The organism is Parahoeflea alexandrii (assembly GCF_024105735.1).
Classification (GTDB): Bacteria; Pseudomonadota; Alphaproteobacteria; order Rhizobiales; family Rhizobiaceae; genus Hoeflea; species Hoeflea alexandrii.
The window spans coordinates 924,989-939,717 of record NZ_JAAAML010000001.1; the positions used below are offsets into that span (position 1 = coordinate 924,989).

The window sequence follows — 14,729 nt, forward strand, 5'->3', positions numbered from 1 at the left end:
GCCGCCGCCGATCTCGACTGGCTGCGCGAAGGCGAGAACCTTGTGCTGACCTATGTCGCCCAGGTCGATGACGGCCAGGGCAATGTCGGCGCCCAGAACCTGGTGATCACCATCACCGGCACCAACGATGTTCCGGTGATCGATGCAACTTCGGTTATCACGGGTTCAGTCACCGAGAGCGGCGACATTGCCGATATCAATGAGGCGGGCTTTGGTGGTTCGCTGAGCTCGGATGTGGTGCTGACGGCTGGCTCGCAGGCGCTTCTGGACGGGCTGCAGGCCGACGGTTCGGGGCTCGAGGCCGCGCTGACGGCGATCACCACCGAGCTCGGCGATTCGAGCCAGGCGATTGCCGTGATCTGGGATTACCTTGACGACAATTACGTCAATGGCGGTCCGACGCAGGATCCGATCAACGAGGCCTTCATCCGGTTGGGTGCGGCCTATGCCGGCCTGGTCAAGGCCGGCACGATCAGCCCGCTCGTCGATGTGACGGCAAAATACACAGCGGACAACAACGCCAACAATATTCCGCAGCGGGTACAGAGCCTGCATGACAACCTGTTGGGCAACGTCACCAGTGCAGCGATTGCGCAGCGTTTCGGCGGCGATGCGCTTGAAGGCACGCTGACCGGCCTGGTCACCGGCGTTGATGTCAATCTTCTGACCCGTCCCTACTTCTCGGGCAACGAAAACGCTTCGGACGCCGCGGCACGCGCATTCGACATTGCCAATGGCTATGTCGAGGCGGCCTCGGGCCAGCTGACGGCCACCGACGTCGACAATGGCGAAACGGCGCAGCTGTTGTGGTCGGGCAATGCGACCGGCACCTACGGCACGTTCTCGATCGACGCCAACACCGGCGAGTGGGTCTACAAGCTCGACAACAGCCTTGCCTCGACGCAGGAGCTGGCAGAAGGGCAGATCGTCACCGACAGCTTCGTGGCGACGGTCACCGATCCTCACCTGGCGACCGATACGGTCACCGTGACCATCACCATTACCGGCAGCAACGATGCGCCGGTGATCCAGGCCAACTCGGTTGTGGCCGGTGCTGCGACGGAAGACGCGGATTCGGCCGCGCCGTCGACAGCTATTGCCGATTTCACCGCCATCAGCGGTGATATTGCGGCTCTGCTTGCTGCTCCGGGCTACAATGATGACATGGAGACCTTGCTGCAGGACGTGCAGGGCCTGCCGGGCGTCACGTCGATGGCAGACGCGATCACTGCAGTCTGGCAGCATCTGGATGCCAATTACGGCACGTATTATGGCAATACCGTCAACGAGGCCTTTGTCCGGCTTGGACTGGAATATGCCGAGTACATCCAGGGCGGCGGTTCGCCGCTCATCGACGTGATCGCCAAGTTCCAGGCCGACACCAATGGCAACGGCATTCCGCAGCGCCTGCAAAGCCTGCATGACAACCTGCTCGGCAATCTCGACGGCCCGTCGCTGGCCGACAAGTTCCTCGCAGCGCCCAATGGCTCGAACAATGCCGATCCGCAGCCGGCGCTGCATGCCGAGCTGACCCAGGCAATCGACGATCTGGGCCTGACCGGCCGGCCGATCTATGGCGGTTACGAAGGCCAGGCCAACAATGCGCTGGCCTTCGACCAGGCCAACGGCCTGCTGCCGGCGGCTTCGGGCCAGTTGGTGGCCACCGATGTGGATACGGGCGAGACGGCGCTTTTGCAGTGGTCCGGTGATGCGACCGGAACCTACGGCAACTTCGCCATCGACACCGATACCGGTGTGTGGACCTATTTCGTCAACAATGGTGCTGCGGCAACGCAGGCACTGGCGGCAGGCCAGACCGAGACGGAAACGTTTACGGCTATCGTGACAGATCCGCAGGGTGCGACCGACACGATCGACGTGACCATCACCATTACCGGTACCAATGATGCGCCGGTGATTTCGGCCAACGCGACCCGTGAATTCGTCCGCGGCTTCGACAATGCCAACGACACGATCGATGATTCGACCGGGAGCGGGTGGGGCGTGGTGTCGCTGGTTGCCTCGGGTACCAACGGCATTGCTACGGAAGATGGCTCCGGCTACGCGCTTATCAGCGAAGCTGCGGGCAACGGACCGTTCACACGGTTCGACGGTTACCGGTCGGACTGGACCGGCGACTGGACGGCGGAAGTCAAGGTGTATCTCGACACCACCTGGGCCAATGGCACAGGGTTCGACTACACGGTCGCAGCCAGCGGCACGGACGGATCGCACCAGCGCGACTTCATCTTCCACGTTCTCAAGGCGTCCGACGGCTCGCTCTACGTGGCGGGCAGCAACAATACGGATTTCGCGGCCAATGACGGCAAGATCCTCGGCATTGCAAACAAGACCGAGGTGACGGCGAGCGGCTGGTACACGCTTCAGCACCGCTTCTATGAAGATGGCGGCGTGCTCAAGGTCGATCTCAACCTGGTCGACGGGAACGGAGCGGTTGTCTGGACCGAAACAAGGACCAATGCGGCTGACACGATCCCGGGTGAAGTCGGCGGCAACCGCTATGGCTGGTTCACCTTCGTCGACGTGCCGGGCGGACTGGCGGTCGACGGTCTTGGCCTCAATGTCGACGGCACCGAAACCCGCGTGGCCGAATTTGCCAGCGGCGTTGGCGGCCTGCACACGGCGGGCGGCGAGATTCCGTTCACCGATGTCGACCTGACCGATGGTCATACGGTGGGCGCTGTTGCGCAGGCCGGCGGTTATGTCGGCGTCTTCAATGCGCAGATCAATGCGGGCGACGAGGCTACCGGCGGCAACACCGGCGTGATCTCGTGGACCTTCGAAGTGGCCGAAACGGCGATCGATTCGCTTGCTGCCGGCGAGAGCCTGACGCAGGTCTACACGGTCACCGTCGATGACGGCAACGGCGGCACCGACAGCCAGGACGTGACGATCACGATCACCGGCACCAATGATGCGCCGGTGATCACCGATGGTCCGGTCGCCGTCACCTATGCGGAAGCCGTCGATGTGGCCGGCGCCACCGGTCAGGGCGTGCTGACCGGCGGTTCGCTGACCGGATCGCTCGCCTTCAACGATGTCGATGTCACCGACACGCAGACGTTCCGCGTCGTCTCTGCCACCCAGACAAGCGGTGAAATCGGCGGTTACACCAAGCCTGCCTTCGAGGCAGCAGCTCTCGCGCTGATGAGCGTTGCAGGGTCGGTGTCCTCGACAGGTGCTACCACCGGTGGCAGCATCAACTGGGCATTCACCGCAAGCGACGATTTCTTCGACTATCTGAAGACGGGAGAAACCGTCGAGATCGAGTATGTGGTCGAGGTATCCGACGGCAAAGGCGGTACGGCGACGCAGACGATCACGGTCACCGTCAACGGCGCCAACGACGTGTTGTTCACCGACAATGGCGAGACGGTCGACCTGACCGTTCTGACTGCAGCTGACGCGCAGGACGGCAATTATCTCGATGCCATGGACGGCGACGACATCGTCACGCTGCCGGATGCCGGCGATGCGCTGGCGGGCGAATATGGCCCGGGCAAGGTGTTCAATGCCGGCAACGGCAGCGACGTCGTCAACGGCGGCGACATGGACGACACCATCAATGGCGGCGGCGGCTCGGACCAGATCTTCGGCAATGGCGGCAATGACGATTTGCGCGGCGGCAACAATGCCGACGAACTGCACGGCGGCACCGGCAACGACATGCTTTCGGGCGGCTCGGGCGCGGACCGGCTGTATGGCGACCAGGACAACGACACGCTGACCGGCGGCAATGGCGACGACCTGCTCGACGGCGGCACCGGCACCGATACCGCGGTCTACACCCAGACCGTGATGCCGGGCATGGTGGCCTTTGTCGCCGATGCCGACCCGGCGACGGGCGGCGACCAGACCGGCTGGACGGTTGCGACCGGCGGCACGGAGGGTTCTGACGGCCTGATCGAGATCGAGATCATCCAGCATGCGGGCGGCAATATCCTGCTCGTCGGCAACGGTGGCTTCGACAGCCTGCAGGCGGCCGTGAACGCGGCGACTGCCGGCGACACGATCATGATCGCGGCCGGCACCTTTGCCGGTGACACGACCATCGACAAGGCGGTAACGATCCTCGGTGCGAACTGGGGCACGGCCGGCAACGGCGCACGAGGGGCGGAATCCGTCCTTGAGGGCGAGATCACCGTGACGGCGGCGACCGGTACGGTTGTCATCAACGGCGTGGAGATTTCCAACACCAGCGGCCCGGGTGCGCAGTTTGATGGCGTGACCGTAGATGGCGGCGCGAATGTAACCGTTGAAAACAGCGTGTTCGACGCAACCAGCACGGGCGGCGCCAATGGCGACCGCGGCATCTACCTGACGGTGAACGCAACCGGAGAGGTCAGCATCACGCAGAATGCCTTCGGTGGTGCGGCCAACGGCCACTACAACACCAACTGGAATCCGGCGATCCAGTCGGACGGTGCGGGCGTTGACCTGGCCATCGACAACAACAGCTTCGGTCCTTCGCTTGGTTCGGCGATCAGGCTCGCCACCTACGATGAAGCGACAGGTTCGATCTCGGGCAACACCTTCACCAAGATCGCCTACGGCCTGCAGATCGATGCGATCACTGGCGGACCGGTAATTGCCAGCATCAGCGGGAACGAATTCAACAATGTCATCGGCGACATCAATTTCGGAAACGTCACTTCCGACATCACCATTGATCTGAGCAGCCTGGAGACCAACAATTTTTCCAGCTCCGGCGCCATGAACATCACCACCGGCAGCGGCAATGACGACGTGACCGGCACCAGCGGTGTCGACACCATCAATGGCGGTGCGGGAAGCGACGCGCTTACCGGCAATGGCGGCGCAGACACGCTGATCGGCGGCACCGACGACGACACTCTCAAGGGAGACGGTGGCAACGACACGCTCTACGGCAACGCGACCAACCTTGGCGTCTCCTCGAACGTTCTGGCGCAGGTGGGTGAAAATGACGTTGCGGTGTTCGACGGCGTGGCAACGGACTACAATGTCACGCGCGCAGTCGATGGCAGCTGGCGGGTTGAAGACATCGGCGCAGGCGAGACCGATTCCCTCTACGGCATCGAAGGCATCGACTTCGGCAATGACGGTGTCGATCTCGACCTGCTGGCCAACGTCTTCGTGTTCGATGGAGCGGGCAACCTTGTCGGGACCTTTGCAACCATCGCTGCCGGCATCGCCGCGGCTGATGCCGGTTACACGGTGGAAGTGCATGAAGGCATCTATGCCGAGAACCTGACGGTATCCGAAGGGATCACCCTCAAGGGGGTCGGCAATGTTACGGTTGACGGCGCAGGCAGCATTGCCCTGACGGTGAATGGCGGCGGCGCAGGCCAGATGCTGAGCATCGACAACATCGACTTCACCGGTGCGGGCAACCAGGTCATTCTGGTCAATTCGTCCGCGGTCTATGACAGCGTCAGCCTTGAAAACGGTACCGTGACCGGTGGCAAGTACAACGGTCTGCATGTCAGCAACGCCACCGGCGTGGCGGCAATCAGCCTCGATACCGTCGTCTTCACGGGCAACGCGACAACCGAATCGGGCGGCGCGGGCGAAGGTCCGGTCTCGTTCTACCAGTACAATGGCGACATCACGCTGACCGGTGTCACGGTGGAAAACCCGGGGGCTGCAGCCGAAAACGGCATCCAGTTCCGCGGCGTCAATGCGCCGTTCCAGCCGATGGGCACGGTTACGCTCGATGGCGTGAGCGTCACCGGCACCTATTCCAAGGTCGGCGTGGCGATCTACAATTTTGCCAATGCCAATGGTCTCAACATCATCGGCACCGGGCTGACGATCAATGTCACGGCTGACTGGTTTGGCCTGTCCATTGACGGCATTGACGGGGATCTGGACCTTTCCAGCCTGCCATTGAGCGTGACCAACGCGATCGGAACCGGTCCGCAGGACATTGGCATGCAGGGACTTGGCGGCAACAACGTGTTTGTTGGTGACGACAGCGACGACCTGCTGATCGGCGGCGCGGGCACCGATACGCTGCGCGGCGGTGCCGGCAACGACTACCTGGTCGATGGCGGCGGAACCACGTTCGACGGCGGCGCCGGTGTCGACACGGTTGACCTGTCGGCTCTGACCGGCAAGGTTACCGTTGATCTGACCAGCGGCGCGGGCGGTTACGCGGCGCACGGGGCAACCTTCACCGAAATCGAGAATATTATCCTCAACGCGGCCGATTTGAGCGGCGGCGCTGCCAGCATCGTCAACGGCAGCAGCGTGGACAACGTGATCGTCGGATCGGGTCGTGACGACATCCTGTCGGGCCGTGAAGGCAACGATACGATCTCTGGCAATGACGGCAATGATATCATCGACGGCGGCGCAGGAGCGGATGTGCTTTCCGGCGGCGCGGGTATCGACACGCTGCGGCTGTCGGTCGGCGGCAATGCCTCGGTGATCCACACCGTCAACCTGACCACCAACACGGTCTCGGGTGGCGAACTGACCGGTGACACGATCTCGGGCTTCGAGAACGTGACAGCGGCGCACAATTCCACCGCCGACTTTACCGGCGACGGCAATGCCAACGTTCTCATCGGCAGCAACAATGACGATATCCTGCGCGGCATGGGCGGCGACGACACGCTGATCGGCGACACGGGCTACAATGGCGGCAGCAATGCCGACATCCTGATCGGCGGCTCCGGCAACGACGCACTGAAGGGCGGCGGCGGCAGCGATACGCTGTACGGCAACGAGACCGACCTCGGCGTTGCTTCGAACGTGCTGGCTCAGTCCGGCGAGAGCGACACGGCGCTCTATGACGGTGTTGCCGGTGACTACAACGTCACCCGCGAGACCGATGGCAGCTGGCGGGTCGAAGACATCGCACACGGCAAGGTCGATGCGCTCTATGGCATCGAAGGTATCGATTTCGGCAGCAATGGCGTCGATCTCGATCTGACCGCCGATGTCATGGTGTTCGATGGATCCGGAAACCTGATCGGCACCTATGCCACGATCCAGGCCGCGATCGATGCGGGCTCGACGCTCGACGGTTACACGGTCGAGATCCATGCCGGCACCTACGCCGAGAATCTGTCCGTCACCAAGGCGCTGTCCTTTGTCGGCGTCGGGGCGGTCTCGATTGACCCGGCTTCGGGCACGGCGGTGACGCTGACCGGCGATCTGGCTGGCGGAAACGTGTCGATCGATAACATCGATCTGATCGGCGGCACCAACGGCATCTTTGTCGAGACCTCGGCCAATGCCGGCAAGCTGACGATCGTGAACAGCGAGATCAGCGGCAATTCGCAGCACGGAATCTATCTCGTGGGCGATGATCCGGACAATGACGGCGATGCGCCGATCGTTGCCGGCATCACTTCGCTGGAAGTTGTCGACACGGATTTCTCCAACAACGGCTTCCAGAACAACTTCCAGGGCGCGGCCCACGTCAAGCTGTTTGGCTACGAGGGCAATGCCCTGTTCCAGGGCGTGACGTTCGAGGGAGCAACGCCTGCCACGGCCCAGAACGACCGGCCCGACAATGCCGTCGAAATCACCGGTTACGTGAACAATGGCAGTGGCAACCCCGCGACGCCGTTCACCGCGCCGAACATCGGCACCGTCGTGTTCGATGACGTGACGGTTACCGGGGCCTATCACAAGAACCCGATTGCGATCTTCAACTTCAGCGAGATCGACGGTCTTTCCGTCCCCGACCTGGACCTGTCGGGCGCTGTCAGCAACTGGGGCCCGCTGTTCAACATCGATGGCGTCACAGACCTGCAGATCAACGTGTCGGGCTTCACCATCACGCTGCCTGCCGGTTCGGATATCCACACGGAAATCCAGGGCGACAAGTCCGGCCAGCCGGCGGTCGACCAGACCATCACCGGTACCTCCGGCAATGACCGGATCATGGGCAAGGGCGGCAACGACACGCTGCGCGGCGGCGAAGGCGACGACCAGCTTTATGGCGCGGACAAGCCAACCGGCAGCGCTGCAGGCGAGATCGGCGACGACACGCTTGAAGGCGGCGCCGGCAACGATGCGCTGATCGGCGGCGGCGGTACAGATACCGCCATCTACAATGGCGAGCTGACGGTCGGGAACTTCACCACCATCACGGATGCCGATCCCAACAGTGCCGGCATCCCGGGCTGGGAGATCAATGCCAACGGCTTCGGTGAAGGCACCGACACGCTGACCGGCGTGCAGATTGTCGAGGGCACGGATCCGGTGGGGGCTGCAACGGGCCGCTTCCTGCTGGTTGGCAATGGCGGTTTCGCCTCCATCCAGGACGCAGTCGATGCGGCCGTGGATGGCGACACCATCCTGATCGCGGAAGGCACCTACGCCGAGAATCTGTCCGTCACCAAGGCGCTGTCCTTTGTCGGCATCGGGGCGGTCACGATTGACCCGGCCTCGGGCACGGCGGTGACGCTGACCGGCGATCTGGCTGGCGGAAACGTGTCGATCGATAACATCGATCTGATCGGCGGCACCAACGGCATCTTTGTCGAGACCTCGGCCAATGCCGGCAAGCTGACGATCGTGAACAGCGAGATCAGCGGCAATTCGCAGCACGGAATCTATCTCGTGGGCGATGATCCGGACAATGACGGCGATGCGCCGATCGTTGCCGGCATCACTTCGCTGGAAGTTGTCGACACGGATTTCTCCAACAACGGCTTCCAGAACAACTTCCAGGGCGCGGCCCACGTCAAGCTGTTTGGCTACGAGGGCAATGCCCTGTTCCAGGGCGTGACGTTCGAGGGAGCAACGCCTGCCACGGCCCAGAACGACCGGCCCGACAATGCCGTCGAAATCACCGGTTACGTGAACAATGGCAGTGGCAACCCCGCGACGCCGTTCACCGCGCCGAACATCGGCACCGTCGTGTTCGATGACGTGACGGTTACCGGGGCCTATCACAAGAACCCGATTGCGATCTTCAACTTCAGCGAGATCGACGGTCTTTCCGTCCCCGACCTGGACCTGTCGGGCGCTGTCAGCAACTGGGGCCCGCTGTTCAACATCGATGGCGTCACAGACCTGCAGATCAACGTGTCGGGCTTCACCATCACGCTGCCTGCCGGTTCGGATATCCACACGGAAATCCAGGGCGACAAGTCCGGCCAGCCGGCGGTCGACCAGACCATCACCGGTACCTCCGGCAATGACCGGATCATGGGCAAGGGCGGCAACGACACGCTGCGCGGCGGCGAAGGCGACGACCAGCTTTATGGCGCGGACAAGCCAACCGGCAGCGCTGCAGGCGAGATCGGCGACGACACGCTTGAAGGCGGCGCCGGCAACGATGCGCTGATCGGCGGCGGCGGTACAGATACCGCCATCTACAATGGCGAGCTGACGGTCGGGAACTTCACCACCATCACGGATGCCGATCCCAACAGTGCCGGCATCCCGGGCTGGGAGATCAATGCCAACGGCTTCGGTGAAGGCACCGACACGCTGACCGGCGTGCAGATTGTCGAGGGCACGGATCCGGTGGGGGCTGCAACGGGCCGCTTCCTGCTGGTTGGCAATGGCGGTTTCGCCTCCATCCAGGACGCAGTCGATGCGGCCGTGGATGGCGACACCATCCTGATCGCGGAAGGCACCTATGCCGAAAATGTGGTCGTCGATGAGGCAATCACGCTGATCGGAATGGGCGGCGCGGCAAACGTCATCATCGATCCGGCGAGCGGCACGGGTCTCACCGTGTCCGGCAATATCGGCGCAGGTACCGTGACGATCGACGGAATCGGCTTCCAGGGCGGCACCAACGGCGTGTCGGCCAGCGGCGCGGTAACGCTTGGCCATCTCGAAATCCTGAATTCCTCGTTCAGCGGCAATTCACAGCACGGCGTGTTCGTGAACGGCAAATCGGATGGCATCGGAAAGGTCACGGTTTCGGGATCGAGCTTCGCCGACAATGGCGACGGCAGCAGCAATGGCGATGGCGACATCGTGCTGTTCGAGTATCGCGGCGACGCCACGATCCAGAACGTCACCATCAACAATGCAACCGGCACTGCCGACACGGCGATCCAGATCGCCGGGTTCGAACAGGCCGATTACGATGTGAACGACCCGATCGGCACCGTGGTCATCGACACGGTCGAAGTGAACGGCGCATTTGCCAAGGTCGGTGTCTACATCCAGGGCTACACCAACCTCAACGGCCTCTCGCTGAGCGGCGTGACCGGAACCGTGGCCGCAGGGTGGGGCTATGCCACCTATATCAACCCGACGATCGACAACCCCGCCGGCACTCCGGCTGACGTTGCCGGCTATCCGGGGGCTTTCAACACCACCGGCGCCGATGGCACGGTCAACCTCTCGGGCGTCACACTGGTCAACACGACGGCGGTCAATGTTTCCAACCCGACCCATCCGCTGTTTGCCTATAATGGCGTGGTGCTGAGCGCCATCGTCAACGGAACACCGGTTGCCGAGACAATCACCGGTACGGAGGGCAATGACCTGCTGGCCGGCGGCGGCGGCAACGACATCGTCAATGGCGGCGAAGGCGACGACATCCTGATCGGCGGCGCGGGCAATGATGAGCTGCATGGTGGTTCGGAAACAGACACGGCCGTGTTTACCGGTTCGGTGGAAGACTACAGCTTCGAGAGATATCCGACATTCACGCTTGTCATTGACACCCGCCCGAATGGCGATGGTCAGACCAAGGTGTTCACGGATGTCGAGAAGCTTTCGTTTGCCGAGGGCACCTTCACACTGGTTCGCGGTTCAAACGCGGTCAACACCCTGGTCGGAAACAACGGCGAACGCTCGATCCTCATCGGTTTCCAGAATTCGGATACGCTCACTGGCGGCGATCAGGATGACGTTCTGATTGGCGACGACAGCGTCAGCTCGACCTGGAATGCCGGTAATGACACGCTTGATGGCGGTGCGGGCAATGACCTGCTACTGGGAAGTGGCGGCGACGATACCCTCATCGGCGGAACCGGCAACGACACGCTGAAGGGCGCTGCGGGTGACGATACCTTCACCTGGTCGACCGGTGACGGCAACGACATCGTTGACGGTGGTTCTCACACCGTCGCTGACACGCTCGATATTACCAACACGGGTGGCGCAACCGCCTTTGCGGTCAATGTCGCGGCTGTCGGACCCAATATCGTTCCGGTCACGGGCACTGACGCGACCGATATCCTGATCTCCGCCGGAACGGAAACGATCCGTGCCGACGAGATCGAGGACATCGTCTTCAATCTCGGCGGCGCTGGCGACAGCGTCACCATCACCGGCGATTTCTCGACCACGGCGCTCGACACGACGACGATCACCGTCAATGGCGGAACCGGCAATGACGCAGTCAACGCCTCGGGTATCACCAGCAATCATCGGGTCGTCTTCAACGGCAATGATGGGGACGACACATTCACGTCCGGTGCGGGCAGTGACGCCTTCGACGGCGGCGACGGCATCGACACCTACATCGCGACCGGCGCATTCTCCGACTACAGCATTGCTGTTGCAGCCGACAGAACGGTGACCATTACACATACCGCGAGCGGTGCGGTCGATACCGCCGAGGCCAATGTCGAGCTCCTGAACATCGGCGGGACCTTGATCGACTTGACGATGCCGGTTCACGTCTATGATGCCAGCGACTCGCTGGTGGGCACCTTTGCAACGCTGCAGCTTGCGCATGACGATGCAGGCACGGTGCCTGGGTTCCGCATCAACCTGTTCGGAACCGTCACCGGCCAGTCGCTGACGATCTCCAAGGACAATCTGAAGATCGAGGGCGGTACCGACGACACCGGCAATGTCTTCACGCTTGGCGGCGGCGTTACCACGCTGACGTTGCTCGGCGATGCACCGTTCGAGGTGGTCGGCAACAACACTGTCAATGTGATCAACGGCAATGATGGTGCAAACGTCATTCGCGGCAATGGCGGCAACGATACGCTCGATGGCGGAGAAGGCTCGGATACCTACCAGGTGTCCGGTACCGGTCACGGGTATGACATCTATGACGACAATGGTTCGGCGAGCGACACGGACACGATCGTGGCGCTGTCCGACAACACCCGCATCGGGATTTCCGGTCACTTCGGTTCCGACAACGGCATCGAAGCGATCACCGGCGACAACAACAATGGCGTCTACATCTCGGGTGACAATAGCGACAATACGCTCGACTTCTCTGGCGTGAGCCTGACCGACATAGCCTTCATTGACGGCGGCAACGGTGCAGACACCATCACCGGTACCGGGGTGGAAGACACGATCCGTGGCGGTAGCGGCAACGACATCCTCCGGGGTGGCGCAGACGATGACACCTACCAGGTTTCCGGTGGTGGTCATGGCTATGACACCTATGAGGACAGCGCCGGCGGCGACGACAGGATCGTGGCTCTTTCGGACAACACCCGGATCGGTCTTGCCGGCGAGTTTATCGGCTCAGTTGCGGGCATCGAGACGATCACCGCCAATGGCAACAACGGCGTTTCCATTCGCGGCGACAATACCGGCAGCACGCTTGATTTCTCGGGCATGACGCTGACCGACATCGACTATATCGATGGCCAGAACGGCGACGATACCATCATCGGCACATCCGGTGATGATACGATCCGCGGCAGCGCGGGCAACGACATCCTCCGGGGTGGCGCAGGCGATGACACCTACCAGGTTTCCGGCGGTGGTCATGGCTATGACACCTATGAGGACAGCGCCGGCGGCAGTGATACGATCGTGGCTCTGTCTGACAACACGCGGATCGGCCTTGCCGGCGAGTTTGTCGGCTCAGATGCGGGCATCGAGACGATCACTGCCAATGGCAACAATGGCGTTACCATTCGTGGCGACAACACCGGCAGCACGCTGGATTTCTCCGGCATGACGCTGACCGGCATCGACTATATCGATGGCCAGAATGGTGACGACACCATCATCGGGTCCTCCGCTGCGGACGTGATCCGCGGCAGCGCGGGCAATGACACGATGGATGGCGGTGACGGCTCCGATACCTATCAGGTTTCGGGTTCCGGTCACGGCTACGACATCTTCGACGACAATGGTTCGGGCAGCGACACCGACACGATCGTGGCGCTGTCGGACAACACCCGGATCGGGATCTCCGGCGACTTCGGTTCCGACAATGGCATCGAAGCCATCAGAGGCAATGGCAATTCGGGTGTCTCCATCCGTGGCGACAACAGCGGCAACGTGCTTGACTTCTCCGCCGTGACGCTGACGGACATCGCCTATATTGACGGCCAGGGCGGCGATGACACCATCACCGGCACGTCCGCCGGCGAAGAGATCCGCGGCGGCTCGGGCAACGACACCATCAATGGCGGTGACGGCGACGATGTGATCCGCGGCGATGCCGGCAACGACATCCTCGATGGCGGCGAAGGCTCGGACACCTACCACTTTGGCTCAAATGACGGCATCGACACGATCACCGACACGGGTTCGGCTTCCGACACCGACACGATCCTGGCGACCAACACCAATACGCGGATCAATGTCTCCGGCGACTTCTCGCAGGAACTGACCGGTATCGAGGTGATTGATGCCAATGGCGGCGCCAATGTGCGCGTGCTGGGCACCAATGCCGTCAACGATCTCGACTTCCGCGACGTGCAGCTGATCAACGGTGTCATCGTCGATGCTTCCGGCGGCAACGATGTGGTGACCACATCGCAGACGACGAGCGACCATGTGGTCTACCGTGGCGGTAACGGCACCGACACACTTCGGATCGCGCTGACGCTGGCCCAGGCTGCTGACAGCAGCCTGATCACCCAGATCGATGCCCTGGTGGCGGGTTCGGGCGTCAACGGCACGGTGAATGCCGCAGGCCTCGACTTCTCGGCAGAAGGCTTCGAGACGATCATCAAGGGCATCACCATCGGTGACAGCTTCCTGCCGTTCGACAAGGTGCTGGTCGGGACCTCGGGTAACAACCTCCTGGATGTTGCAACCGCGGCCGGTGGCGCGACCACAGACGCCTATCTGGTGCTTGCGCGCGGTGGCAACGACACGGTCAACGGCAGCGATGGCAATGACATCATCGTTGGCGAGAGCGGGACGGACACCCTGAATGGCGGTGGCGGCAACGACACCTTCCTGATCGGTCCGGATGGCGGCGTCGACACTTTCAATGGCGGTGACGGCACGGACCGGATCCTTGCAGCAGAGGACAATGTAGCGATCGGCATCGATATCAATTTCGCGGCCGGTGCGGTCGAGGAAATCGGTGCAAACGGTTTCGACAATGTCACGATCCGTGGCGACAATTCGAACAACAATCTGGACTTCAGCCAGACCATGCTGAGCGGCATCGTGCGGATTGACGGCGAGAGCGGCTCTGACACGATCACCGGGTCTTCCGGCAATGACGTGATCCGCGGCGGCACCGGCTCCGACACGCTGAATGGCGGCGACGGCGATGACGACTTCCTGGTCGATCTGGGCGATGGCGTCGACACCTTCGATGGTGGCGACGGCACGGACCGGATCCTGGCGACGGAAGACGATGTTGCAATCGGCATCGATATTCACTTCGCGGCCGGTGCGGTCGAGGAAATCAGTTCGGGCGGTTTCGACAATGTCACGATCCGCGGCGACAATTCGAACAACAATCTGGACTTCAGCCAGACCATGCTGAGCGGCATCGTGCGGATTGACGGCGAGAGCGGCTCTGACACGATCACCGGGTCTTCCGGCAATGACGTGATCCGCGGCGGCACTGG

The 14,729-nt window shown here is 62.2% G+C and carries 1 protein-coding gene; it reads left to right on the plus strand.

Annotation, left to right across the window (positions count from 1 at the left end):
• Positions 1-14,729 (plus strand): VCBS domain-containing protein (locus GTW23_RS04330; protein WP_252914771.1); only part of this gene is annotated, 14,729 nt, incomplete at both ends.